Source organism: Aliidongia sp. (assembly GCF_035943795.1).
GTDB lineage: Bacteria > Pseudomonadota > Alphaproteobacteria > ATCC43930 > CGMCC-115725 > Aliidongia.
In genome coordinates this window covers 1-25,629 of the sequence record NZ_DASZBY010000153.1, presented here as the reverse complement: position 1 = coordinate 25,629, position 25,629 = coordinate 1, and the positions used below count along the sequence as shown (strand labels likewise).

General features: G+C 66.6%; 24 protein-coding genes. 10 read left to right on the top strand and 14 right to left on the bottom strand.

Going from position 1 to position 25,629, the window contains the following annotated elements:
* Positions 1-29 precede the first annotated feature (29 nt).
* From VGV37_RS29235 to rpsF, 6 genes are all read right to left on the bottom strand, one after another.
* Positions 30-1,559: a replicative DNA helicase gene (locus tag VGV37_RS29235; protein WP_326883393.1), complete on the bottom strand. Its 1,530-nt coding sequence runs from the start codon at positions 1,557-1,559 to the stop codon at positions 30-32.
* Between the two features lie 74 nt (positions 1,560-1,633).
* Entirely contained in the window at positions 1,634-2,884 is a 1,251-nt protein-coding gene (locus VGV37_RS29230) for a cyclopropane-fatty-acyl-phospholipid synthase family protein (protein WP_326883392.1), read from the bottom strand.
* Positions 2,885-3,134: 250 nt separating this feature from the next.
* Positions 3,135-3,698: a 50S ribosomal protein L9 gene (rplI, locus tag VGV37_RS29225; RefSeq protein WP_326883391.1), complete on the bottom strand. Its 564-nt coding sequence runs from the start codon at positions 3,696-3,698 to the stop codon at positions 3,135-3,137.
* Entirely contained in the window at positions 3,691-4,632 is a 942-nt protein-coding gene (locus tag VGV37_RS29220) for a DUF2232 domain-containing protein (RefSeq protein WP_326883390.1), read from the bottom strand. The genes rplI and VGV37_RS29220 overlap by 8 nt, the downstream gene beginning before the upstream one ends.
* 29 nt (positions 4,633-4,661) lie before the next feature.
* On the bottom strand, positions 4,662-4,949 hold the full coding sequence (gene rpsR / locus VGV37_RS29215; RefSeq protein ID WP_326883389.1) for a 30S ribosomal protein S18: 288 nt from the start codon (positions 4,947-4,949) through the stop codon (positions 4,662-4,664).
* Entirely contained in the window at positions 4,949-5,425 is a 477-nt protein-coding gene (rpsF, locus tag VGV37_RS29210; RefSeq protein WP_326883388.1) for a 30S ribosomal protein S6, read from the bottom strand. The genes rpsR and rpsF overlap by 1 nt, the downstream gene beginning before the upstream one ends.
* Before the next feature lie 202 nt (positions 5,426-5,627).
* Here rpsF and fabD point away from each other — a divergent pair, with 202 nt between their 5' ends.
* From fabD to mltG, 5 genes are all read left to right on the top strand, one after another.
* A complete protein-coding gene (fabD, locus tag VGV37_RS29205; RefSeq protein ID WP_326883387.1) occupies positions 5,628-6,581 on the top strand; it encodes an ACP S-malonyltransferase in 954 nt (317 codons plus the stop codon).
* Positions 6,582-6,597: 16 nt separating this feature from the next.
* Positions 6,598-7,335, top strand: coding sequence for a 3-oxoacyl-[acyl-carrier-protein] reductase (fabG, locus tag VGV37_RS29200; protein ID WP_326883386.1), 738 nt, complete (start codon positions 6,598-6,600; stop codon positions 7,333-7,335).
* 293 nt (positions 7,336-7,628) lie between these two features.
* Positions 7,629-7,862 (top strand): acyl carrier protein, encoded by a 234-nt coding sequence (locus VGV37_RS29195; protein WP_326883385.1) that lies wholly within the window; start codon positions 7,629-7,631, stop codon positions 7,860-7,862.
* A gap of 100 nt (positions 7,863-7,962) precedes the next feature.
* Positions 7,963-9,225, top strand: a complete 1,263-nt coding sequence (fabF, locus tag VGV37_RS29190; protein ID WP_326883384.1) for a beta-ketoacyl-ACP synthase II — start codon at positions 7,963-7,965, stop codon at positions 9,223-9,225.
* A gap of 16 nt (positions 9,226-9,241) precedes the next feature.
* Positions 9,242-10,225 carry an endolytic transglycosylase MltG gene (gene mltG, locus VGV37_RS29185; RefSeq protein ID WP_326883383.1) on the top strand — a complete coding sequence of 328 codons (984 nt, stop codon included), beginning with the start codon at positions 9,242-9,244 and terminating at the stop codon, positions 10,223-10,225.
* Here the strand turns inward: mltG and VGV37_RS29180 are convergent.
* Positions 10,222-10,986 (bottom strand): SDR family NAD(P)-dependent oxidoreductase, encoded by a 765-nt coding sequence (locus VGV37_RS29180; protein ID WP_326883482.1) that lies wholly within the window; start codon positions 10,984-10,986, stop codon positions 10,222-10,224. The two genes, mltG and VGV37_RS29180, sit on opposite strands and share 4 nt — an antisense overlap.
* A 127-nt stretch (positions 10,987-11,113) precedes the next feature.
* Here VGV37_RS29180 and VGV37_RS29175 point away from each other — a divergent pair, with 127 nt between their 5' ends.
* Both VGV37_RS29175 and gmk read left to right on the top strand, forming a co-directional pair.
* The gene (locus tag VGV37_RS29175; protein ID WP_326883382.1) at positions 11,114-12,001 is read left to right on the top strand and encodes a YicC/YloC family endoribonuclease; all 888 of its coding nucleotides are present in this window, start codon (positions 11,114-11,116) and stop codon (positions 11,999-12,001) included.
* A gap of 8 nt (positions 12,002-12,009) precedes the next feature.
* Positions 12,010-12,642, top strand: coding sequence for a guanylate kinase (gmk, locus tag VGV37_RS29170; RefSeq protein ID WP_326883381.1), 633 nt, complete (start codon positions 12,010-12,012; stop codon positions 12,640-12,642).
* A gap of 137 nt (positions 12,643-12,779) precedes the next feature.
* On the opposite strand, the gene VGV37_RS29165 is transcribed toward gmk, so the two are convergent.
* Positions 12,780-13,169: a GFA family protein gene (locus VGV37_RS29165; protein WP_326883380.1), complete on the bottom strand. Its 390-nt coding sequence runs from the start codon at positions 13,167-13,169 to the stop codon at positions 12,780-12,782.
* A 389-nt stretch (positions 13,170-13,558) separates the two neighbouring features.
* Between VGV37_RS29165 and VGV37_RS29160 the strand changes: the two genes are divergently transcribed.
* Positions 13,559-14,821: an MFS transporter gene (locus VGV37_RS29160; protein WP_326883481.1), complete on the top strand. Its 1,263-nt coding sequence runs from the start codon at positions 13,559-13,561 to the stop codon at positions 14,819-14,821.
* Between the two features lie 73 nt (positions 14,822-14,894).
* On the opposite strand, the gene VGV37_RS29155 is transcribed toward VGV37_RS29160, so the two are convergent.
* From VGV37_RS29155 to VGV37_RS29145, 3 genes are all read right to left on the bottom strand, one after another.
* Complete coding sequence (locus tag VGV37_RS29155) at positions 14,895-15,308, bottom strand: VOC family protein (RefSeq protein ID WP_326883379.1); 414 nt, start codon at positions 15,306-15,308, stop codon at positions 14,895-14,897.
* Between the two features lie 28 nt (positions 15,309-15,336).
* Positions 15,337-16,005 (bottom strand): glutathione S-transferase family protein, encoded by a 669-nt coding sequence (locus VGV37_RS29150; RefSeq protein ID WP_326883378.1) that lies wholly within the window; start codon positions 16,003-16,005, stop codon positions 15,337-15,339.
* A 94-nt stretch (positions 16,006-16,099) separates the two neighbouring features.
* Entirely contained in the window at positions 16,100-17,788 is a 1,689-nt protein-coding gene (locus VGV37_RS29145; protein WP_326883480.1) for a methyl-accepting chemotaxis protein, read from the bottom strand.
* A 383-nt stretch (positions 17,789-18,171) separates the two neighbouring features.
* Here VGV37_RS29145 and VGV37_RS29140 point away from each other — a divergent pair, with 383 nt between their 5' ends.
* Both VGV37_RS29140 and VGV37_RS29135 read left to right on the top strand, forming a co-directional pair.
* Entirely contained in the window at positions 18,172-18,723 is a 552-nt protein-coding gene (locus tag VGV37_RS29140; protein ID WP_326883377.1) for a PAS domain-containing protein, read from the top strand.
* A gap of 3 nt (positions 18,724-18,726) precedes the next feature.
* Entirely contained in the window at positions 18,727-19,041 is a 315-nt protein-coding gene (locus VGV37_RS29135; protein ID WP_326883376.1) for a hypothetical protein, read from the top strand.
* Positions 19,042-19,089: 48 nt separating this feature from the next.
* Here the strand turns inward: VGV37_RS29135 and VGV37_RS29130 are convergent, their stop codons facing one another.
* The 3 genes from VGV37_RS29130 to VGV37_RS29120 form a co-directional block, all read right to left on the bottom strand.
* The gene (locus VGV37_RS29130) at positions 19,090-19,458 is read right to left on the bottom strand and encodes a hypothetical protein (protein WP_326883375.1); all 369 of its coding nucleotides are present in this window, start codon (positions 19,456-19,458) and stop codon (positions 19,090-19,092) included.
* Positions 19,459-19,539: 81 nt separating this feature from the next.
* Positions 19,540-24,090 carry a glutamate synthase large subunit gene (gene gltB / locus VGV37_RS29125; protein ID WP_326883374.1) on the bottom strand — a complete coding sequence of 1,517 codons (4,551 nt, stop codon included), beginning with the start codon at positions 24,088-24,090 and terminating at the stop codon, positions 19,540-19,542.
* Between the two features lie 14 nt (positions 24,091-24,104).
* The gene (locus VGV37_RS29120; RefSeq protein WP_326883373.1) at positions 24,105-25,535 is read right to left on the bottom strand and encodes an NAD(P)-dependent oxidoreductase; all 1,431 of its coding nucleotides are present in this window, start codon (positions 25,533-25,535) and stop codon (positions 24,105-24,107) included.
* Between the last annotated feature and the right edge of the window lie 94 nt (positions 25,536-25,629).

The following is a 25,629-nucleotide window of genomic DNA, read 5'->3' as shown; positions in this document are numbered from 1 at the left end:
CTGGCGCCCAGCCGGCCGTGGCAACGGCGCTATTCGTGGATTTCGGGCAGATGATCGGCGCCGACATAGTCGGTGAATTTGGTCGTGGCACCGTCGAAACTGAGCGTGATCGTACCGATCGGACCATGACGCTGCTTGCCGATGATGACCTCGGCCTTGCCGCCCGCCTTGCCCATGCGGTCCCACCATTCGGCGTGGCGCTGCAGGTATTTGTCTTCACTTTCCTCCGGTCGGCGCGTGGGCTCGGCGCGGCCCAGGTAATATTCCTCGCGATAGACGAACATCACGCAGTCGGCGTCCTGCTCGATCGAGCCCGACTCGCGCAGGTCGGCCAGCTGCGGCCGCTTGTCCTCACGCTGCTCGACCGCGCGGGACAGCTGCGAAAGGGCGATGACCGGCACGCTCAGTTCCTTGGCCAAGGCCTTGAGGCCACGGGTGATTTCAGAGACTTCCTGCACGCGATTGACTTCGCCGCCGCGCGACGGCGTGCCGGTCAGGAGCTGCAGGTAATCGACGATGATCAGATCCAGGCCCTGTTGCCGCTTCAGACGGCGCGCCCGGGTGCGCACGGCGGCGATCGACAGCGCCGGCGTGTCGTCGATGAACAACGGGATGCTCTGCAGCTCGAGCGAGGCCTGGACGAACCGGTCGAACTCGTCGCGCGCGACTTCGCCTCGGCGGATCTTGTCGCCGGACACGCCCGACGCTTCCGACAGAATACGGGTCGCGAGCTGTTCGGCCGACATTTCGAGCGAATAGAAGGCGACGACGCCGCCGTCCTCCGCGATCGCCTCGCCGGTCACGCTGCGGCCTTGGCGGAACGCGCGGGCGACGTTGAAGGCGATGTTGGTCGCGAGCGTGGTCTTGCCCATGGAGGGGCGGCCGGCCAGGATCAGGAGATCCGAGGGATGCAGGCCGCCGAGCTTTTTGTCGAGATCGCGGAAACCGGACGAGACGCCGGAGGTCTTGCCGTTGCGCTTGTAGGCCGCCTCGGCGATCTCGGTCGCGTTCAGCAACGCCTGCTTGAACGGCTGGAAGCCGCCTTCGGCGGCGCCTTCGGTCGCCAGATCGAACAGCTTCTTCTCGGCGACCTCGATCTGCTTTTTGGCGTCGAGGTCCAGGTCCTGTTCGAACGCCTCGTTGACCACCTCGCCGCCGATCTCGATCAGTTGGCGGCGCAGGTGCAGGTCGTAGATCTGCCGGCCGTAGTCGGCGGCATTGATGATGGTCACGACCGAGGCCGCCAGTTGCGCCAGATAGCGCGCGCCGCCGATGTCGGCGAGCGCACCGTCCTGCTCGAAGAACGGCTTCAAGGTGACCGGACTCGCGATTTGCCCGCGCTCGATCAGTTTTTCGGCGGCGGCGTAGATGCGCTGATGGACCGGTTCGAAAAAATAATCCGGGCGCAGAAACTCCGAGACTCGGTGATAGGTCGCGTTATTGACCAGAAGGGCGCCCAGGAGCGCCTGTTCGGCCTCGAGATTCTGGGGCGGTGTGCGGTAGGTCGGCACGTCCGGCTGAGCCGGGACGGCCGCTATGATCGAGCGGGCAGGGTCCATGTCGCGCCCAACCTACTGCCGACGAGGCCGGGGCGACATGGCTATTCCATCCACAGGCCTGTGGATAACGGGGATCAGTCCCCAGCGGCGACTTTCCGCCCGGGCGACGCCGTGTGCAGCGGGTGCTCCGCCTTCCATTCCGCCATGTAGTCGCGGGTCATCGGCACGGCATCGACCCGCTTGGCGATCTGGATCTGGAACACCATCAAGTCCTGGACCCGGAACCCGGCCTCCGAAGCGGCGAGGTAGAATTCCCACATCCGGCAGAAACGCTCGTCATAGAGCGCCTTGACCTGATCCCAATGGGCCAGGAAGCGCTGGCGCCAATGGCGCAGGGTCTCGGCATAGTGCAGGCGCAGGATCTCGACGTCCATGAGTTGCAGGCCGGCGCGCTCGACCGCCGGCAGAACCTCGGACAAGGCCGGGCAATAGCCGCCGGGGAAAATGTATTTCCGGACCCATGGGTTGGTGGTGCCCGGCCCCTCCTGCCGGCCGATCGCGTGGATCAGCGCCACGCCGTCGTCGGCCAGCAGATCGGCGATCTTGTTGAAATATTCGCCGTAATGGTTGACGCCCACATGCTCGAACATCCCGACCGAAACGATCCGGTCGTAACGGCCCTGGTTCAATCGGTAGTCCTGGATCTCGAACCGCACGCGATCGTCGAGGCCGGCAGCCGCGACCCGGTCGTTCGACAGCTTGTGCTGTTCGGTCGAGAGCGTGAGGCCGGTGACGTCGGCGCCGGTCTCCTGCGCCAGATAGAGCCCGAGGCCACCCCAGCCCGACCCGATGTCGAGCACCTTCTGGCCTGGCTTCAACAGCAGCTTGGAGGCGATATGGCGCTTCTTGTTGGCTTGCGCGGTTTCGAGATCGTCGGTCGGATGCTCGAAATAGGCGCAGGAATATTGCCGGTCGGCGTCGAGGAAGAGATCGTAGAGCGTCGCCGAGAGATCGTAGTGATGGGCGACGTTCTCCTGGGCGCGGCCGACGGGATTGTACTGCTGCAGCCAGCGCCACCATCGATCAACGCCTTGATAGAGCGGCGTGAAGGTGGCAGAGCGCGGCGCCGTCGAGATGTTGCCCATGACCAGGCTGAGAAAATCGTAGATATCGCCCTGTTCGATCGTCAGCAGGCCGTCCATGTAGCCTTCGCCCACGGCCATGCGGGGGTTGAAGAACATGCGGCGCTCGAACGCCTTGGTATGAAGGCGAATGGTCGAAATCGGGCCGGGCAACTCTCCGAAATAATGCGACCGCCCGCTGGCGTCGATGACAGTCAACCGTCCACGACGGACCAGATGACGTAACAGATGGGCCAACAGCATGCGCTACCCCCGTCCTGCATGTCCAAAGATCGAAAGGCGGGGCGCGCGACAGGCCCTGCCGAAAAGGTGCGGGCAACGGATCAGAAGATATGAAACGACAAACGCCGCGCGCGATCCAGAGATCCCGTGCGGCGTCACGCATCGGGGTGAACCTCGATGCGTTCAGTCAAGCAATCTTATTGCCGACGATCAAGCTCGTGGACGGCAATGGTGACCTACCATGCCGTCCCCTTGAAAAATGACGAAGCGATTACGCTTCGACTTCTTCCTCGGCAGCCGGCCCGGCTTCGGCCTCTGCGTCGGCGGCGTCGCGCGCCGCCTCGATGTCGGCCTGCGACATGCCCTTGGCCTGCGCCGCGGCCTCGTCGGCCGACTGGGCCACGTTGACCTTCACGATCAGCGAGACTTCCGGATGCAGGGTGATCTTCACCTTATGCACGCCGAGCGTCTTGATCGGGTGATCGAGCGAGACCTGGGCGCGCTCGACCGTGAAGCCGAGTTCGCCGATGCCGTCGGCCACGTCACGGGCCGAGACCGAACCGTAGAGCTGGCCGGTTTCGCCGGCCTGGCGGATCACGACGACGGACAGGTCGCCCATCTTGGTACCCACGTCCTCGGCTTCCGCCTTCAGGCGCAGGTTGTTCGCCTCGAGCACGACGCGCTGCGTCTCGAAATAGGCGAGATTGTCCTTCGTGGCGCGCAGAGCCTTCTTCTGCGGCAGAAGGAAATTGCGGGCATAGCCCGGACGGACCTTAACGATCTGGCCCAAATGGCCCAGTTTCTCGACCCGCTCCAACAGGATGACGTCAACCATCACTCTTCTCCCGGCCCGTTGCGGCGTACCGCCGCCGCAACCCGACCCATTGCTCGATCACACCGAGGGCGACGATCAACGGGATCGGCCACCCAAATATAAGAACCGCGACATAGACCCCGGCCAACAGCCAGGCTCGCTTCGAAGACCGTGCGGCCAGGGCGTGAATGACGCCCAGACCCTGAAACAGAAACGGCATCGCCAGGATGACCGTGAGGTTCGATCCCGCGAACGCGATCTCGCCTCGACCCAGCACCGCCGCCGCGATCGCCGCGGCCAGCGGGACCAGGGCGAACCACGGCACCGCGATCGCTGCGACCTTGGGCGCCGGCCGCCGCGCCCAGCCGAATCCGGCCAAGGCGCCTTGCGCCAGCACGCCATTGGCCGCGATCAGGCCGATCCAGGCCGCCGCACCCACTCCCGGCAGCCAACGGGCCGCCGATTGCAGCATGTGCTCCGCCTGGTCGCCGATCTGCGGATCCTGGTTCCGCAGCTCTTTGCCAAGCGTGCCGATCACGGTCCTGAGGCTGCCTTCCATCCCGCCGGGCTGGCCGATCAGGCTCAGCTCGGACACGAGGAAGACAACCGCTGCCAGCACCGTCAGACCGATCACGAGCTGACTTGCGGGCCGCCATTTCGTTTCGTCCCGCCGGCGCCAGAGCGCCAGCGGCACCACGATCATGACCGGCAATGCGAAATCGGCCAGGAATACCGTGCCGTAAAGCATGTCGACGGCCAGAATGACCGCCGCGCCGACCATCGAAGCAATCGCCGCCGGCATGACACCGAGCGACAACCCGACCAGGAACAAAGGCAGCGGTGTCATTCCCATGAGAATGATCCCGCCGAGATTGCCCTTGGCCAGCGACACGAAAAGCAGGGCGGCCGCGAGGCCACCCGCGACGGCGAACGCGGTCGATCGCACGATCGACATGCGGGCGCCGTCGGGCTTTGCGCGCGGGCCTATTGAATCAGATACGGCAGCAGACCCAGGAAGCGGGCGCGCTTGATTGCCTGAGACAATTCGCGCTGCTTCTTGGCCGACACGGCCGTAATCCGGCTCGGGACGATCTTGCCGCGCTCGGAAATGAAGCGCTGCAGGAGCTTGATGTCCTTGTAATCGATCTTCGGCGCATTCGGACCCGAGAACGGGCAGGTCTTGTGGCGGCGGAAGAACGGGCGACGGGTCGCCGGGCGGGCGCCGGCAGCGGCTTCGCCGTCACGGCCGGCAGGACGCTCTACGTTACGCATTATTCCACCACTCCCGCCGGGGCGCGATCGCCACGATCGCCACCGAAACCACCGCGATCGCCGCCGAAGCCGCCGCGATCACCACCGAAGCCGCCACGATCGCCGAAGCCCGGACGATCGCCGAAGCCGCGGCGCGGACGCTCCTCGGCGCGACCCTTGTTCTGCATCGCCATCGAAGGGCCCTCTTCGAGCTCGTCGACGCGGATGGTCAGGACGCGGATGATGTCCTCGTTGATCGACATCGTGCGCTCCATCTCCTTCACGGCGGCGGAGGGCGCATCGATGTTCATCAGGGCATAGTGGCCCTTGCGGTTCTTCTTCATGCGGTACGCGAGGTTCTTCAAACCCCAGTATTCTTTCTTCGGAACCGAACCGCCCTGGTCGACGATGACCTGAGCGAAGGTCTCGATCAGTGCCTCGACCTGAGTGCCGGACACATCCTGGCGTGCAATGAACACGCACTCGTATAACGCCATCTAGCGTGAACCCCTTATGGCTATTCCTGGTCCCAGCCGGCCGAACCTTCGGCCAAGCCCAACGGACCTCAGCCGGTACATCCGGCAAGGAGTTAAGGGCGCGGACTATACACAAATCGATTTTGGCTGCAAGCGCGCTTGACACGCTGCAGGCCCTCGCTATCACTGGCCGCCATTTTTCGCCATCGAAAGGCCTGATATCGTGACGAAGCGCGCGTTGGTATTCCCCGGACAGGGGTCGCAGGCCGTCGGCATGGGGGTCGACCTCGCCGCCGCCTTTCCGGTCGCCCGGGAGGTCTTCCAGGAGACCGACGACGCGCTGGAGCAGGGCCTGTCGAAACTGATGGCCGAGGGGCCGATCGAGACCCTGACGCTGACGGAGAACGCCCAGCCGGCCCTGCTCGCCATGTCGGTCGCCGTCCTGCGCGTGCTGGAAAAGGAAGGCGGCTTCGACCTTTCGGCCAAAGCAGCCTTCGTCGCGGGCCATTCGCTCGGCGAATATTCGGCCCTGGCCGCGGCGGGTGCGTTCGCGCTGCCCGATGCGGTGCGGCTGGTGAGGCAGCGGGGACGGGCGATGCAGGCCGCAGTGCCCGTGGGCACGGGCGCCATGGTGGCGCTGCTCGGCGTCGACCTCGAGATCGGACAGACGATCGCCCGGGAAGCCTCCGAAGCGAGCGGCGAGATCTGCACCGTCGCCAACGACAACGGGGGTGGCCAGCTCGTGCTGTCCGGCCATAAGGGGGCGGTTGAGAAGGCCGTCGCGATTGCCGCTGAAAAGGGCTTCAAGAAGGCGATCATGCTGCCGGTGTCGGCGCCGTTCCATTCGCCGTTGATGGCGCCCGCCGCCGACGTCATGGCGCAAGCGCTGGGCAGCATCGCGCTCGCCGTTCCCGCCGTGCCGCTGGTGGCGAACGTGACGGCGAGCGCCGTGCGCGAGACCGGGACGATTCGCACGCTGCTGGTGAGCCAGGTGACCGGGCTGGTGCGCTGGCGCGAGACCGTGCTCTATCTCAAGGAGCAGGGCGTCTCCGAAATCGTCGAACTGGGTGCCGGCAAGGTGCTGGCCGGGCTGGTGCGCCGTATCGACAAGGAAATCGCCACACGCTCGATCAGCGCGCCGGCGGATATCGAGGCCTTCCTGGCCGCGCTCCAATAAAACAAGGATCCATACGATGTTCGATCTGACCGGCAAGGTCGCTCTCGTCACCGGTGCCACCGGCGGCATCGGAGGCGCCATCGCCAAGGCGCTCCATGGCGCCGGCGCCACCGTCGTCTGTGCCGGCACGCGCGCCCAGGTGCTGGACGAACTGGTGGCCGAACTGGGCGAGCGGGCGGCCGCAGCCCCGGCCGACCTCAAGGATCCGGCGGCGTGCGAAGCGCTGATCAAGAATGCGGAAGCCCAGTTCGGCAAGCTCGACATCCTGGTCAATAACGCCGGCTTCACACGCGACGGCCTGGCCGTCCGCATGAAGGACGACGATTGGTCGGAGGTGCTCGAGGTCAACCTGACGGCCGCGTTCCGTTTGGCGCGGGCGAGCCTCAAGGGCATGATGAAGCGACGCGACGGCCGCATCATCTCGATCTCGTCGGTCGTCGGCGTCGCCGGCAATCCGGGACAGGTCAATTACGTGGCGTCAAAGGCCGGCCTGATCGGCATGTCCAAGGCACTGGCCGCCGAGGTCGCGACGCGCGGCATCACGGTGAATTGCGTGGCGCCGGGCTTCATCGCGACGCCGATGACCGATGCGCTGAACGAACAGCAGAACGAGCGGATCCTGGCCGGCATTCCGGCGGGGCGCATGGGCAATGCCACCGAAATCGCCGCGGCGGTGTTGTACCTGGCCAGTGCCGAGGCAGCCTACGTCACGGGGCAGACGTTGCACGTCAATGGCGGTATGCTGATGGTCTGATGCCGGAGCGGCGGCTACTGGCATTGCGGAATAATCTATGTTAAGGCACGCCACCTTCGGTCGCGGGACCGAGTCCGGCGGGGCAATCGAGCGCTCCGCAGGAAGGGTCCCGGCGATCGTCCGGATCACCGGCCAGGCACATCGCCCGGGCCCTGGCGTCGTGTGTAGTTCGACCGATCAAGGAAGCCGATTGCTCTCACCAGGCCATGCCGACAGGGACGATTTACGGTTCCGACATGCGCCGAGCGGTCCTCCCGCTTAAGATCATTGCCATTACATCAAGGAACAGAGACATGAGTGACATCGCCGATCGGGTTAAGAAGATTGTGGTCGAGCATCTGGGCGTCGACGAGGCCAAGGTGACCGAGAACGCGAGCTTCATCGACGATCTCGGTGCCGACAGCCTCGACACGGTCGAGCTGGTCATGGCGTTCGAAGAAGAATTCGGCTGCGAGATTCCCGACGAAGCGGCCGAGAAGATCGTCACCGTCAAGGATGCGGTGACCTTCATCACGGCGCATAGCTGAGGCGAGGGATTGGAATTGCCCGTCCTCGGGCAATTCCAATCGTTGTTCCCGGCCACGCGCGGCCGTTCGGCCCTGATGTGAAACCAATGCGTGGATTGAGATGAGACGTGTCGTAGTTACCGGCATCGGGCTGGTCACCCCGCTCGGTATTGGTATCGAGCACAACTGGAAAGCCCTGACCGCAAGCAAGTCGGGCATCGGGCTGATCCAGTCGTTCGATGTGTCCGACATGCCGGCCAAGATCGCCGGCATGGTTCCGCGTGGCGCCACCGCAGATAATTTATTCCACGCGGACGATTGGGTCGAGCCCAAGGACCAGCGCAAGATGGACGATTTCATCGTCTTCGCGCTGGCGGCGGCGACCCAGGCCATCACGGATTCCGGCTGGCAGCCGACCGAAGATGCCGAGCGGTTCCGCACCGGCGTCATGGTCGGTTCGGGCATCGGCGGCCTGGGCGCGATCGCGGACACGGCGGTCACGCTGCACGAGCGCGGCCCGCGCCGGGTCAGCCCATTCTTCATTCCTTCGGCGCTGATCAATCTCGCCTCGGGCCATATTTCGATCCAGCACGGCTTCAAGGGCCCGAACCACGCCGTGGTGACCGCCTGCTCGACCGGCGCCCATGCCATCGGCGATGCCGCGCGGATCATCCAGTACGATGACGCCGACGTCATGGTCGCCGGTGGTGCGGAGGCGGCGATCTGCCGCCTGGGCATCGCGGGCTTCGCGGCATCGCGTGCGCTCTCGACCAACTTCAACGACGAGCCGACCCGCGGCTCCCGCCCGTTCGACCGGGATCGCGACGGCTTCGTCATGGGCGAAGGCGCCGGCATCGTCGTGCTCGAGGAATACGAGCATGCCAAGAAGCGCGGCGCCAAGATCTATGGCGAGCTGATCGGCTATGGCATGGCGGGCGACGCCTATCACCTGACGGCCCCGGCCGAGGACGGCAGCGGAGCCTTCCGCTCGATGCAGATGGCGCTGAAGCGGTCCGGCCTCGCGACCGACCAGATCGACTACGTCAATGCCCACGGCACCTCGACACCGATGGGCGACGGCATCGAGGTCGGTGCGGTGAAACGGCTGTTCGGCGACGACGCCTACAAGCTCAGCATGTCGTCGACCAAGTCGGCGATCGGCCATCTGCTGGGAGCGGCGGGCTCGGTCGAGGCGATCTACTCGCTGCTGGCCCTGCGCGACCAGCTCGTGCCGCCGACGATCAATCTCGAGAACCCGTCGGAAGGCTGCGACATCGATCTCGTTCCGCTGGTCGCGAAGGAGCGCAAGGTGCGCTACGTGCTCTCGAACTCGTTCGGGTTCGGCGGAACCAACGCCTCGCTGATCTTCGCGCCGGTTTCCTGAACCGGCGTTCCGTTCGGTGAAGCGAAGCTTACCGATCGCCGTCGCCGGGCTGTGCCTGGCGGCGGCGTTCGGCATTCTAGGGGCCTGGTCGGCGCTGCGCTGGTACGAGGCGCCGGGGCCTGCGACCGAGGCCAAGACCCTGGTGCTGGAGCGCCATGGCAACAGCGAGGCGATTGGTGCCGCCCTCGAAGGGGCCGGCATCCTCGACCACGTCCGTCCGTTCATGCTGGCGGCCCGGCTGACGGCCGGGGCGGGCGAGCTCAAGGCCGGCGAATATCTGTTCCCGGCCGCCATTTCGCCGGCCGGCATTCTCGACCTGCTGCGCTCCGGCAAGACCGTCATCCATCGGCTGGTCGTGCCGGAAGGCCTGACCAGCGCCGAGATTCTGGCCCTGGTCGCCGACGCCGACGCGCTCAGCGGCGAGATCGTCAACCGGCCGGGCGAGGGGCAGTTGCTGCCCGAGACCTATTTCTATTCATTGGGCGACCGGCGGCAGGCGCTGGTCGACCGCATGCGCCGGAGCATGACCAAGCTGGTCGCCGACCTCTGGGCGGCCCGCAAGCCCGGCCTGCCGCTCGACAGTCCGGAGGCGGCGGTGACGCTCGCCTCGATCGTGGAAAAGGAAACCGGGCTCGAGGCCGAGCGCCCGCTGATTGCCGGCGTGTTCTACAACCGGCTGAAGCTGGGCATGAGGCTGCAGTCCGATCCGACGGTCAGCTACGGCGTGACCCTGGGCGCGCAGCCGCTCGGCCGCACGCTCACCCGGGCGGACCTCGACCTGCCGTCGCCCTACAATACCTACGTCATCAAAGGCCTGCCGCCGGGGCCGATCGCCAATCCCGGCCGCGCGGCGCTGAAGGCGGTGCTGGATCCGGCCGCGACCGACGCGCTCTATTTCGTGGCCGACGGCTCAGGCGGTCATGCCTTCTCGGCGACGCTCGACGCGCACAACAAGGCGGTGCAGCGCTGGCGGCAGCTGCAGGGCGCGCCGAAGAACTAGGCGCCCTTGCGCGGCAGGCGGGCTGCGACGAGGTCGATCAAGGGCGCCGGCAGAGCCGCGATCAGGCGGGCCAGCGCATACATCGGCCAGGGAAACGCGATGCGGGCGCGGCCTCGGGCCAGCCCGCGCACCATGATTTCGGCGGCGCGCTCGGCCGTCATCAGGAACGGCATGTGGAACCGGTTGCGCGCGGTCATCGGCGTCACGACGAAGCCGGGGCAGATGACGCTGACCAGGACGCCGCTCGGCATGTAGTCGCCGCGCAGCGCCTCGCCCAGCACGCGGACCGCCGCCTTGCTGGCACCGTAGGCCGGGGCACCGGGCAGGCCGCGGAAGCTCGCGAGCGAGCTCATGAGCGCCACCGTCCCGGCGCCGCGACGACGCATGCGCGGCAGGATCGGATCGATCGTGTTCAACACGCCGTCGAGGTTGATCGCGAAGATGCGTCGGGACTGGTCGTCGCTTTCGCCCAGGCCTGACGTCCCGCCCGAGACGCCGGCATTGGCGATCACCAGGTCGAACGGCTGCGCCTCGTCGGATGCCGCGATCCAGGCGGCGAGGGCCGGCTGGTCGGTCACGTCGATCGACGCGTGCTCGACCATCGCCCCGCGCCCGACGCATTCGGCGGCGATCTGGGCCAGGCGGGACTCGTCGCGGCCGATGAGAGCCAGCCGTACCCCGGGGGCGGCATAGCGGCGGGCGAGGGCCGCACCGAGGCCGCTGCCGGCGCCGGTGAGGAGGATGCTGCGGAAATTTTTCACCATGGCCCACTATATCGCACGCGCAGACCACTTCGTCTCCCGGATGTGCCGCGCGGCGATTGTCCCGGTCGATGGGTCGGGGCTATAAGCCGGTGGGGGAACGAGATTTTCGATTGGGGGGGTGCGCGTGGCAGTTTCGAGCATGACCGGCTTCGCGCGGGTCGAAGGCCAGATCGACGGCTTCGCCTGGGTGTGGGAGTTGAAGAGCGTCAACGGCAAGGCGCTCGACCTGCGATTCCGCCTGCCCGCCGGCTATGACGCGATCGAGGCTCCGTGCAAGGTGCTGCTGGGCGACCGCATCAAGCGCGGCTCGATCAACGTCACGCTCACCATCACCGAAGCGGCGCGGGCCGCCCAGCTCAAGATCAACGAAACCGTGCTGAACCAGGTGATCGGCCTGCTGAACTCGCTCGAAGGGGTCATCGACGCGGCGCCGCCGCGGCTTGACGGCCTGCTCGCGATTCGCGGCGTGATGGAGCTGGTCGACGACCAGCCAGGTCCGGAAGCGCGCGAGGCAAGGCTCGCCGCCCTGACCGAGAGCTTCGGTCGCGCGGCCGCCGCGCTCGTCGCCTCCCGGGACGGCGAGGGCGAGCGGATCGGCCGCGTGCTCGGCACGCGACTCGACGAAATCGCGGGCTATGTTTCGGCAGCGGAACGATCCGCGGCGGCCCAGCCGGATGCGATCCGCGTTCGCTTCAAGCAGCAGATTGCCGACCTGCTCGACGGGGCGCCCCCGGTCACCGAAGATCGGCTGGCCCAGGAACTGGCCGTGATCCTGGCGCGCGCGGACGTGCGCGAAGAGCTCGACCGGCTGACCGCCCATGTCCAAGGCGCACGCGAGCTGTTGTTGGAAGGGCTGGGTGTCGGGCGGCGCTTCGATTTCCTGTGCCAGGAGTTCAATCGCGAGGCCAACACGGTCTGTTCCAAATCGGCCGACCTGGGCCTGACCCGGACCGGCCTCGACCTGAAGGCCGCGATCGAGCAGCTGCGAGAGCAAGTCCAGAACATCGAGTAGAGACGACCATGGTCGAGATCAGCCGCCGCGGCTTCATCATCGTGCTGTCCTCGCCTTCGGGCGCGGGCAAGACCACGCTCACCCGCAAACTCCTCGAATCGGATGCGAGCCTGGCCCTGTCGATCTCAGTCACGACCCGGCAGCGCCGGCCGACCGAGGTCGACGGGGTGCATTATCATTTCATTCCCCAGGCCCGGTTCGACGAGATGGTCGCGGCCGGCGAGCTGTTGGAATATGCCTCCGTATTCGGCAATTCCTACGGCACCCCGCGCGCGCCGGTGGAGCGCGAACTGGCCGCCGGCCGGGTCATCGTCAGCGATCTCGATTGGCAGGGCATGCAGCAGCTCGGCCAATCGCGGCTCGCGGCCGACCTCGTCAGCATCTTCATCCTGCCGCCGTCGATGGACGAGTTGGAGCGGCGCCTGACCGCACGCAACCAGGACAGCCCCGAGGTGGTACGCCACCGGATGGACAAGGCGATCGACGAGATGAGCCATTGGCCGGAATACGAGTATGTGCTGGTCAACAACGACCTGCCGCACAGCCTCGGCGCGCTCCAGGCGATCGTCGCCGCCGAGCGGGCCAAGCGCAAGCGCCAGACCGGGCTGGTAGATTTCGTCCGGCGTATCAGCCAGCGGTAGGGCGGGAGCTTGTGCGGCTGTTGGGGCGACTGGTTCCGACCCAAAGTCGACATTCAGGGACGCTGCTGCAGCCGCCTAGCCGATGACTGGCCCCATCGCGGCGTCACACGGGCACGCGCGGATCCACTTCCCGCCGCTCAGAACCACATATCCTTCACCCGCCGCCCATCGTTGACGCCCTCCCAAGCGTCTAAGCCATCGAAATGGTGAACCGGGATCTCAGCGACCGCCTCCGGCTCGGCCAAGCGCAGGTTGATGCCCATGCGTCGCCGACCCTCGTCGTCGGTGGTCCGCACGCGCCAGTAGACGACAATCCCACAGTTCGGACAGAAATGGGTGTCGAGGCTGGCGTCGCCCCAGACGTAGACTGCCGTCTCACCGTCGACATGCACATCGATGCCCTCGTGGCCGTAGCCCCAAAGTGCACCGCGGCGGCGGCACATCGAGCAATTGCAGGCGGTTGCGTGGTCGGGCACGCCATCGAACCGCCAACTCACCCGGCCGCAGTGACATCGTCCTTCCAGCATACTTACCTCCGCTACCCGGGTGACATTGCGCGGGTTTTAATATCAGGCCAGTCGGGATGTGTCATGAGCCAAGCCCGCTGCGGCGCTGGCGTCGCCATGTTTGGTTGGAGCGCCAATGTCCGCAACCCACCCAATCTCGCCCAAAATCCTGATTGGAATTGGCCTCAGAACGCTCAATTCTGGACCGCATTCATCCGGAGACTTTCAAGGATGAGACCGTAGGTCGGGCGTATCAACGAGCCCGGTGCGAGCTTCCCGCCAGCGAGTGCCGCTCTCACCCTTCGCCCATCCCCGCATTGCTGCCGCGCAGGCGCCTCGCTTGACCGGCAGGGCCGCCACCGCGAAGCTTTCCTCGCGCACCGCCGCTCCCGACCTGACGGAGCCTTCCCCTGTCCGCTGAACCCACCGATCTTCCCGTTCCCGAGCTGGCCGCCCCGGCCTCGGTCCTGCGCCATCGTGCCTTCGCGCTGTTCTGGGCCAGCCGCGTGTTCTCGACCATCGCATTCCAGATGCAGGCGGTCGCGATCGGCTGGCAGGTCTATGGCCTGACCGGCAGCGCGTTCGCGCTGGGGCTGGTCGGGCTCGCGCAATTCGTGCCGGCGCTGGCGCTTGCCTTCGTGGTGGGGCCGGTCGCCGACCGGTTCGACCGGCGGCTGATCGTGCGCCTGTGCCAGGCGGTCGAGGGGCTGGCCATCGCCGGCCTCGCCGTCGCCTGGTTCACCGGGGGGCTCGGCATCGCGCCGATCTTCGGGGCGATCTTCGTCATCGGCTGCGCCCGCGCGTTCGAGGCGCCGACCCTGCAGGCGCTGCTGCCGGGCCTGGTGCCGGCCAGCCTGCTGCCGCGCGCGCTCGCCTGGTCGTCGACCGCCAGCCAGAGCGCCATCATCTGCGGTCCGGCCGTGGGCGGGCTGCTGTATGCCATCAGCCCCGGCACGGTCTATGCCGTCTCGGCCGGGCTGTTCCTGGTGTCCTGCACCCTGATCGGCCTCATCCGGCTGGAGCGCGTGCCGCCGCGGCGGGAGCCGGTGACGCTCGCCTCGGTCTTCGCCGGAGTCGCCTTCATCCGCAGCCGGCCGGCCGTGCTGGGCGCGATCTCGCTCGACCTGTTCGCGGTGCTGCTGGGCGGGGCCACGGCCCTGCTGCCCATCTTCGCGCGCGACATCCTGCAGATCGGGCCGTGGGGGCTGGGCATCCTGCGCTCCGCCCCGGCGCTGGGCGCACTCTCCATGTCGCTGCTGCTGGCCCAGATGCCGCTCAACCGCAAGGTCGGGCGCATCATGTTCACCGCGGTGGCGCTGTTCGGCGCCGCCACCATCGTGTTCGCGCTGTCGACCTCGTTCTGGCTGTCGCTCGCGGCGCTGGTCGTGCTGGGCGCCGCGGATTCGATCAGCGTGGTCATCCGCCTGTCCCTGGTCCAGCTCGAGACGCCGGACGAGATGCGCGGCCGGGTCAGTGCGGTCAATTTCATCTTCATCGGCACGTCGAACCAGCTGGGCGAGTTCGAGTCCGGCCTGACCGCCGCCTGGTTCGGCGCGGTGCCGGCGGCGCTGATCGGCGGCATCGGCACCTTGCTGGTCGTGCTGCTGTGGATGCGCGCGTTTCCGTCGCTGGCGCAGCGCGACCGGCTGCTGTCGGAGCCGGCGCCGGTATAAGGGCACGACCCTCTGTCGTCACCCCGGGTCAAGCCCGGCCATGACGGTGAGGGAAGAGGCGCAGGGACTGCCTTCAGTAATTCGGCCACAGGCCCGGCGTCGCCAGTTCGATCAGGTGGCCGTCCGGGTCGTCGAAATACAGGCTGCGCCCGCCGCGCGGCCAGGCGACTTCGCTGCGCAGCGTCACCTCGTGGCGGGCGAGGCGCTCCTTCCATTTGCCGTAATCCTCGGCCGCGATCGCGAAGGCCATGTGCACCGGGCCGCCGCCGTCATGGCCGGGCACGGTGCCATTAGGTCCCGGCATGTCGGCGTCCGAGGCGCCTTCGAGGAACAGCAGCAGCACGCCCTGGCGCCCGGCATCGAACGCGGTCAGCCGCTCGGTCGACAGCATCGGCTTCAGGCCCAGCACCTCGGCGAAGAACGCCTTGGCCGGCGCCATCTCGGCGACATAGAGCGCGGTTTCGAGCAGGCCGGCGATGCGGGGCATGGGCGTTCACTCCCGTGCGGGGAAGTTCCTAGAAATCCAGGTCGGTATAATGCTCCGGCGGCGGGTTGCCGGGGATATGGTCGGCCAGCAGCGGGCGAAAGCTCGGACGCGACTTGATGCGGGCGTACCAGTCCTTGGCCAGCTCGTGGGTGCCCCAGGGCACGTCGCCGACATAGTCCAGCACCGACAGGTGGGCGGCGGCCGCGATGTCGGCCAGCGAGAAATGGTCGCCGGCCAGCCAGCGCCGCCGTTCGACCAGGAAGGCGATATAGTCCAGGTGGTAATGGATGTTGGCATGGCCGGCGCGGATCGCCGACGAGCTGGGCGTGCCATAGCCCATCTGGCGCTTCAGCATCTTCTCGCCGACTAGGTTCTGCGTCACTTCGCGGTTCATCTTGAGGTCGAACCAGGCGATCAGGCGGCGCACCTCGGCCCGGTCGATCGCGTCGATGCCCAGCAGCAGCCGGTCGCGGTAGACCTCCTCCAGGTATTCGCAGATCACGCCGCTGTCGGCGATCGGCGAGCCGTCGGCCTCGACCAGCACCGGCACTTCGGCCGCCGGGTTCATCTGCAGATATTCCGGCCGCCGGTCCCAGACGCGCTCCTGCTGGAGCTCGAACTCGAGGTTCTTCTCCTTGAGGACGACGCGGACCTTCCGCGAAAACGGGCAGAGCGGAATATGGTAGAGGATACGCATGGCGACTGGGCGGCTTCCGGGGCTGGGGCTTTGACCAAACTAGCGCCGGAAGCCGCCCGAGGGCTAGCGGAGACTGCGTTTTGCCGGCCTCCGGTCAGGCTTCGCGGATGTCGGCCAGGAAGGTGCCGACGCGGGCCCGCAGCTGCTCGGCCTGCTGGCCCAGTTCGTCGGACGCGCCCAGCACCTCGACCGAGGCGGCGCCGGTCTCTTCCACGATCTGGTTGAGGCCGGTGATGTTGCTCGACACCTCGGTCGTGCCGCGCGCCGCCTCCTGGACATTGCGCGCGATTTCCTGGGTCGCCGCCCCCTGCTGCTCCATGGCGGCGGCGATCGAGGTCGAGATCTCGTTCATCCGGCCGATGGTGGCGTCGATCCGCTCGATCGCGGCCACGGCGGCCCCGGTCGAGTTCTGCATGGCGGCGACCTGGGCCGAGATATCCTCGGTCGCGCGGGCGGTCTGGGTCGCGAGGTTCTTCACCTCCGACGCCACGACGGCGAAGCCCTTGCCGGCCTCGCCGGCGCGTGCCGCCTCGATCGTGGCGTTCAGCGCCAGCAGGTTGGTCTGGCCGGCGATGTCGTTGATCAGGCGTACGACCTCGCCGATCTTCTGCGCCGCCTCCGACAGGGTGCGCATGGTGCCGCCGGTCTGGGCCGCTTCCTCGACCGCCTGGCCGGCGATAGTCGAGGATTGCACGACCTGGCGCGAGATCTCCTGGATCGAGGACGACAGCTCCTCGGTCGCCGCCGCCACGGTCTGCACGTTGGTCGACGCCTCCTCGGATGCGGCCGCCACCGCGCCGGCCTGCTTGGAGGCGAGGTCGGCATTGTTCGACATGCCGCCGGCCGTGGTCCTGAGCTCGGTCGCGGCGGAAGCCAGGTAGTTGAGCGCCTCGCTCGCCGACCTGTCGAACTCGGCATTGATCGCCTCGATGCGTGCCGCCCGGCTCTCCTTCGCCGCCTGCTCGTGGCGCTGCTCCTCGGCCAGCCGGTCGGCGGTGGCCATGCTGTCCTTGAAGACCTGCACGGCCGCCGCCATCGCGCCGATCTCGTCCTGGCGGCCGAGGCCCGCGATCTCGGTCGAGAGATCATGGCCGGCCAGGCGCTTCATCGCCTCGGTGATGCGCTGGATCGGCGTCGAGACGCTGGAGACCAGCCACCAGCCCAGGATCGCGCACAGCAGGGCGGCGAAGATCATGGCCAGGATCACGATCCATCGCGTCGAATCATAGATCGCACTGCCGCGGTCGCCCGCCTTTCGCCCCTCCTGGACGTTGAAGTCGGCGTCGTCGTTCAGCGCCTTGATCGCCCGGTCGAAGCTCTCGCGGGACTCCGCATTGAAGAAGGCGGTGGCGCCCTTGGCGTCGTGGCTCTTCGCCAGCGTCAGCATCTTGGCGGTCAGCGGCGTATAGATCGCCCATTCCTGATCGAACTGCTTGATGAGCCGCTCGTCTTCGGTGCCAGGCACCACGAGCGGCGCGTAGCCCGCGCGTGCCTTCACGATCCGGTCCGCACCGGCCGTGACGTCGGCGCCGGCCTTGTCCAGATCGCCCCCGTCGGCCGCGACCAGCAGGTAGCGCGCCTCGCGCAGGCGATAGCTGTAGATCGAGGTCAGCAGCTTGCTCATCTGTCCGGTGCTGGGCAGCCAATTGTCGCGCACATCGGCGGCATTGTCGTTGACGGCGCTGAGGCGGCTGATCGAGACCAGGCCGAGGATGAGCACGATCGCGAGGACGGCGGCAAAACCCAAGGGGATCTTCGTGCGTATCGCGAGGTTGTCGAGCATGGTCACGACGGGGTCCCCTTCTCCGCGCGGGCGTGGGCGCAGCCGATCCTGGTGATCGTCAATCAGGTTAATATTCGATATGGGTCAGACGCTTGGCCCGCGCTAAGTATAGCCCCCGGGAGATCGTCGATGCGCAAGGAGAAAATTTTCGGGCGCGCTCCGATCGTCGATTGGGGGCTAGCTCGGCGGCGGGAGGGCAGCGAGCCCGAATGGGGCCCGACGATCCATCTCTTCCTGCCGCGCAGCGACCACGATGCTGCCCAAGGCGCGCTAATCTTAACGTTTCTGTCGGTTCGATGCGGCATTAGTGGTACCGCGTGGGGCATGCGCCTTTCGCCAAGTTCATTCGGTACGGCCGGTAACCCAGAATGTCGAACTCATCGATGATCGAGGCAGGCGAATTTCGCGCGACGCTGCGGACGCCTGAGCTGATTCAGCTGTTCGACTATTGGCAGACCATTCGCGGCGGGCGCCTCATGCCGCGATGGTCCGACATCAGGCCGGAGGAGATCGCACCGGTGCTGCCGCGCGTCTGGGCGTGGCGCGTGACCGTGGACGGCGATCTGCAACTTCGGCTGGTCGGCGAAAAGATTCTCGAGGTCCTGCGACGGAACGTGCGCGGCCAGGCGCCGGAGGATCTGTATCCGGCCGACGAGGCTGCGGACATCCGGCATCGCCTGCTGAAGGTGGCCCAGCTGCCGACTTGCAGTGTCACCAGCGGCGACATCTTCGATGCCGGCGAGAAGGTCGGCACGGGCGAACGGCTGGCGCTGCCCTACGCGGATGTCCATGGCGGCCTGGGCATCATCGGCGCTTCGAAGGCGAAGCTGAACCCGGACCCGGCGACTGGCATCGAGATGCCATTCAAACCGAAGGCCCTCTACACGCTCGTCGGCACCGAATATTACATGAAGATCGACGGCGAGGCGGGTTGAGCCGTGGGCGTCGCCGTACGCCACAGGATCGCCGATGCCGGAGCCCTCGCCGTGCTACTCTGCATGGTTGCAGCCTCGGCGCGCGCCGACGAATCGCGCGTGCCGGCGGGGATGATGCTGTGCCATACCATCGAGGCCGCAGTGTCCAAGGCACATGCCGGTTGCTGGCTGGCCCGAGGCGGCCAAAGGGTGGAAATCCTCGCCGCGACGGCGACTTACGTGCAGTTGCGCATCTGGTCGACCGACGGCAGCGAGACCAGCTTCGTCTACGCGACGCCGGCGGATGCCGATCGCCTTAGGGTTGAGATTGTGCGATAAATCCCGTTGGTCGCAAGGGAACCGCCGAGGGGCGTGGCGCTTGTTTCATCATGGACCAATATGGGAGGACCTGATGAAGACCACAGTTTTGGCGGCCGCTGCTTTCATGATGGTGACGGGCGCCGCGTTCGCGCAATCCTCGTCGGGGGCGGGCGCCGCCGCCTCGTCGCCGACCGCCTCGTCCAGCACGAGCAATTCCGGCTCCGGCATGAACGGCTCGTCCGGTACGAACAGCGCGCCGGGGCAGGGCGTCAATTCCGGTGGTACGAACGGACGGTCGTCCAACGAGAATTCCGTCGGCCCGACCGGCGCCGTGACACCGAACACGCCCAACGGATCGAGCAATCCCATGGGAACCAGCTCGACCGGCACGTCCGGTAGCGCTGGTGCCGGCACCAGCGGCAGTTCGAGCAGCAAGCAGTAAAGTTTTGAATCGAGACTGACGCCCAGACCCGGCTATCGGATGCTCCGATGGCCGGGTTTCTGTTCGTGCTTCGCTTACTCCGCCGCGACCGCTGTGATTGGCTTCTCCAGCCGATGCAGCATTTCCTTGGGCACGACATGCCAGAAATGGCCGAGTTCGCGCGACCAGTCGTTGAGGATCTGTTCGGCGAAGCGCGACTGGGTCTCGGTCACGTGGTCGCGCACCAGGTTTTCCAGCACGTCGGACCAATGGCTGGTCTCGATCCGATGCAGCCCTATGGTCTCAGGATTGATGAGGTGCTGCAGCCGGTTGGCCGGGTCATAGACGAAGGCCATGCCGCCGGTCATGCCGGCGCCGAAATTCTCGCCGACATTGCCCAGGATCACGGCGACGCCGCCGGTCATGTATTCGCAGCCGTTCGACCCGCAGCCCTCGACCACCACCTCGGCGCCCGAGTTGCGTACGGCGAAGCGTTCGCCGGCCTGTCCCGCCGCGAACAGGCGACCGGAGGTGGCGCCATACAGCACGGTGTTGCCGATGATCGTGTTCTCGTTGGTCGCCAGCAGGCTCGAGGTCATGGGGCGGACGACGATGGTGCCGCCCGACAGTCCTTTGCCGACATAGTCGTTGGCGTCGCCGACCACTTCCAGCTTCAGGCCCTGGACCGCGAAGGCGCCGAGGGACTGACCGGCAGAGCCGCGCAGGCGGACCGTGATATGGCCGGGCTGCAGGCCGGTCTGGCCGAATTTGCGCGTGATCATCGACGACAGCCGCGTGCCGACGGCGCGCTGGGTGTTCCGCGTGTTGTAGGTCAGCTGCATCTTTTCGCCGAGGTCGAACAGGGCCTTGGCGTCCTGCAGCATCTGCGCGTCGAGCGTATCCGGCACCTCGTTGCGGCCTTCGAGCGTGCAATAGCGCGGGTATTCGCCCGGATCGGCCTGGGCCAGGATCGGGTTCAGGTCCAGATCGTCGAGATGCGCCCAGCCGCGGTTGACCTGGGTCAACAGGTCGGTGCGGCCGATGATCTCGTTCAGCGAGCGGGCGCCGAGCGAGGCCAGGATCTCCCGGACCTCTTCGGCGATGAAGCTGAACAGGTTCACGACCTTTTCCGGGCTGCCCTCGAACTTCTGGCGCAGCTCCGGGTCCTGGGTGCAGATGCCGACGGGACACGTGTTGGAATGGCACTGCCGCACCAGGATACAGCCCATCGCGACGAGCGAGGCGGTGCCGAGACCGAATTCCTCCGCACCCAGGATCGCGGCGATGACCACGTCGCGCCCGGTCTTGAGGCCGCCGTCGGTGCGCAGCCGGACGCGATGGCGCAGCCGGTTCAGCACCAGCACCTGATGCGCCTCGGCCAGGCCCATCTCCCAGGGAATACCGGCATGCTTGATCGAGGATTGCGGGCTGGCGCCGGTGCCCCCGGTGTGACCCGAGATCAGGATCACGTCCGCTTTGGCTTTTGCGACGCCGGCCGCGATCGTGCCGATGCCGGAGCGGGCGACCAGCTTGACCGTGACTTTGGCATCCGGGTTGATCTGCTTCAGGTCGTAGATCAGCTGGGCCAGATCCTCGATCGAATAGATGTCGTGGTGCGGTGGCGGCGAGATGAGGGCGACGCCCTCGGTCGAATGGCGCAGGCGCGCGATCAGGGCATCGACCTTGAAGCCGGGCAATTGCCCGCCTTCGCCGGGCTTGGCGCCCTGGGCGACCTTGATCTCGAGCTCGCGGCAGTTGTTGAGATATTCCGCCGTGACGCCGAAGCGGCTCGACGCCACCTGCTTGATCGCCGAGGACGCATTGTCGCCGTTGCGCCGCGGCTTGTAACGTGCCGGATCCTCGCCGCCCTCGCCGCTGTCCGACTTGGCGCCGATCCGGTTCATGGCGATCGACAGGGTCTCGTGCGCTTCGGGCCCGAGCGCGCCCAGCGAAATGCCGGGCGAGATCAACCTTTTCCGGATCTCAGTGATCGATTCGACCTCGTCCAGCGAGACGGCGGGCTGCTTATAGTTGAAATCGAGCAGGTCGCGCAGGTTGATCGGCGGCTGCTTGCGGATCGCCTCACTGTATTTCTTGAAAGTTGCGTAGGAATCCTTCGCGACCGCGCTCTGCAGCAGATGGATCATGTTGCCTTCGAAGGCATGCTTCTCGCCGCCGCGCCGATAGCGGTAGAAGCCGCCGACCGGCAGTGCGATGAAATCCTCGGCATGGCCGCGCAGGTGCGCTTCCAGCGCCTTCAGCTGGATGCCCTGCAGGCCGATGCCCGAGATCTTCGATGTCATACCCGGGAAGAATTCGGCGACGAGCGAGCGCGACAGGCCGACCGCCTCGAAATTATAGGCGCCGCGATAGGATGAGATGACCGCGATGCCCATCTTGGCCATGATCTTCAGCAGGCCGTCGTCGACCGCCTTCTTGTAGCGGGCGATCGCGTCTTCCAGCCGGACGCCCGGCAGCAGCCCGCGGCGATGCCGGTCGGCGATCGTTTCCTGCGCCAGATAGGCATTGACCGTCGTGGCGCCGACACCGATCAGGACGGCGAAATAATGCACGTCCAGGCATTCGGCCGAGCGCACGGTCAGGGACGTGAAGGTCCGCAGCTGCTGGCGGACCAGGTGGCTGTGCACCGCGCCGGTCGCCAGGATCATCGGGATGGCGGCCCGGCTGGCGCTGGTCGCCTTATCGGACAGGATGACGTGGTTGCAGCCGCCGCGCACCGCATCCTCGGCCTCGCGCTCGATCCGGTCGAGCGCGTCGCGCAGCACCTTTTCCTGGCTCTGCGCGCCGTCGGCGGGCACGTCGAACGTGCAGTCGATCTCGGTCGCCGACGCGCCCATGTAGTCGCGCATCGCCTGGAACTCGGCGTTGCTCAGCACCGGCGAGGCCAATTGCAGCAGCCGGCATTGGGTCGCATCCTCGTCGAGAATGTTGCCGAGGTTGCCGAGCCGGGTGATCAGGGTCATGACCCGCCGTTCGCGGAGGGAGTCGATCGGCGGATTGGTGACCTGGCTGAAATTCTGCCGGAAGAAGTGATGCAGACCGCGATAGACGTCGGACAGCACGGCGAGCGGCGTGTCGTCGCCCATGGAGCCGATCGCTTCCTTGCCCTCTTCGGTCATGGGCTGCAGGATCAGCTCCAGATCCTCCATCGACCAGCCCATGGCAACCTGGCGGCGGCGCAGCTCGTCGCGATCGAACTCGGCCGCTTCCGGGCCGCCTTGCTTGATCAGGCTGTCGAGCACGGTGATGTTCTTGACCCATTCCGAGAACGGCCGCTCGGCGCACATCAGGTCCTTGAGCTCGTCGTCGCGATAGAGTTGGCCCTGGCGCAGGTCGACGCCCAGCATCTGGCCGGGCCCGAGCCGGCCCTTCTCGATGATGTTGCTCTCTTCGACCCGGACCATGCCGGTCTCAGAGCCGGTGATCAGCAACCCGTCCTTGGTGATGCAGTAGCGCATGGGGCGCAGGCCGTTGCGGTCCGTGGCACCCAGCACCCAGCGCCCGTCGGTCATGGCGAGTGCCGCCGGACCGTCCCAGGGCTCCATCACCGAATTGCAGTAGGAATAAAGGTCCCGATGGGCCTTCGGCATCTGCTCGCGCGACGACCAGGCTTCGGGCACCATCAGCGCCTTGACCATCGGCAGCGGGCGGCCGGAGCGCGACAGCAGCTCGAACACGTTGTCGAGGGCGGCGGAATCGGAACCGGAGGCCTGGACGACCGGCTTCAGGTCTTCGATATAGCCCTCGAACCCGGGGCTCGCCATCCGGGTCTCGTGGCTCTTCATCCAGTTGACGTTGCCGCGCAGCGTGTTGATCTCGCCGTTGTGCGCCAGCATGCGGAACGGCTGGGCCAGCGGCCAGGTCGGGAACGTGTTGGTCGAATAGCGCTGATGGTAGATCGCGAAGGCGGATTCGAAACGCGGGTCCAGCAGGTCGGGATAGAAAGCGGTGACCTGCTCCGCCAGGAACATGCCTTTGTAGATGATCGAATTGGAACTCAGCGAGCAGATGTAGAAGTCGCGCAGCTGGTCGGCGATCACCCGCTTTTCGATACGCCGACGCAGGATGTAGAGATCGCGCTCGAACTCCTCGCGGCCGTTGCCCTTGGGGTTAGCGATGATGATCTGTTCGATCTCGGGCCGGGTCGCGTTGGCCTTCTCGCCGATGATATCGATGTTCACCGGCACCTGACGCCAGCCGTAGATCGCATAGCCGAACGACAGGATCTCGGTCTCGACGATCGAGCGCGCGCGCTCCTGGCCATCGAGGTCGGTGCGCGGCAGGAACACCATGCCGACGGCGAGCGGCAGGTCGCGCGCCTCGGTCGAGCCGGAGCGGGCGACATGGGCGCGGAAGAACGCGTCTGGGATCTGGATATGGATGCCGGCGCCGTCGCCGGTCTTGCCGTCGGCATCGACGGCGCCGCGGTGCCAGATCGCCTTCAGCGCCTGGATCGCGGCCTCGACCACGGCACGCCGGGGCTTGCCGTCGATCGAGGCGACCAATCCGACGCCGCAGGCGTCATGCTCGTCGGCCGGGTCATAGAGCCCATCGGCCGCCAGCTTCGCCGCGTTGATCTTGTAGTTGAGCGCGAAGGCTTCGCCGTTTTCGATTTCCTGGGACATGGGGCTGGCTCCCTTCACTCGGCGGCGGCGGCGGCCGCGCCCTGGCGTTCGACGACATAGCGGGCGATCGCTTCGGCGGCGTCGCGGCCGTCGCGGATCGCCCAGACGACGAGCGAGGCGCCGCGAACGATGTCGCCGGCGGCAAAAACGCCATCGATGCTGGTCATCAGGCTGCGGTGATCGACCTTGATCGTGCCCCACCTGCTGACGGCCAGTTCAGGCGCCTTGAACAGGGTCGGCACGTCTTCCGGATCGAAGCCCAGCGCCTTGATCACCAGGTCGGCCTGGATCGTTGCGGCACTGTCATCGACCATCTGCGGGATCTGCCGGCCGGAGCTGTCGGCGACGCCCAGATGGATCGAATGGGCGCGCACGCCGCTGACCGCGCCGTCGCCCAGGAAAGCTTCGGGGGCCGACAGCCACAGGAATTCGACGCCTTCCTCCTCGGCGTGGCTGACCTCGCGTTGCGAGCCCGGCATGTTCCGGCGATCACGGCGATAAAGACATTTCACCGACTTGGCGCCCTGGCGGACGGCGGTGCGGACGCAGTCCATCGCCGTGTCGCCGCCGCCGATGACGACGACATGCTTGCCGGTGGCGTCCAGGGCCGCGTCCTCGACCGTGTCGCCCAGGCCGCGCCGGTTGCTGGCGGTCAGGAAATCGAGTGCCGCGATGATGCCGTCCTGACCGGCGCCGGGCGCCTTCAGGTCGCGCGCCTTGTAGACGCCGGTCGCGATCAGGATGGCGCTGTGCTCGGCGCGCAATTCGGCCAGGCTCTTGTCGCGGCCGACCTCGAAAATCAGATGGAAGGTGATGCCGGCGGCCTCGAGCAGCTGATGGCGGCGGCCGACCACGGCCTTGTCGAGCTTGAAGTTGGGGATGCCATAGACCATCAGGCCGCCGACCCGGTCGTAGCGGTCGTAGACATGGACCGTGAAGCCCTTGCGGCGCAGCTCCATTGCGGCGGCGAGGCCGCCCGGGCCGGCGCCGATGATGCCGACGGACAGGCCAAGCTCCCGCTTCGGCAGCGGCGGCTTGACCCAGCCGCGCTCCCACGCCGTGTCGGTGATGAATTTCTCGACCGAGCCGATGGTGACGGAGTCGAAGCCCTTCTCGATGACGCAATTGCCTTCGCACAGGCGATCCTGCGGGCAGATGCGGCCGCAGATCTCCGGGAAGTTGTTCGTCGCCGATGAGATCTCGTAGGCCTCTTCAAGCCGCCCCTCGGCGGTCAGCATCAGCCAGTCCGGGATGTTGTTATGGAGCGGGCAATGGACCTGGCAGAACGGCACGCCGCATTGCGAGCAACGCGATGCCTGGGTCCGGGCCGCATCCGGCGCGAAGGCGGCATAGATCTCGTCGAAGTCGTGACGGCGTTCCTCGGCCGTCCGCTTGTCCGGATTGGCCTGATCGATCTTGGTGAACTGCAACAGCTTCTGCGCCATGAGGCCGCTCCGATACGCGGTCGAGGAACGCCCGGATGAACCAGGCTCGATCGGATATACGGGAGCAAACCGGCGGTTTCCAAGGAGAAAGGAA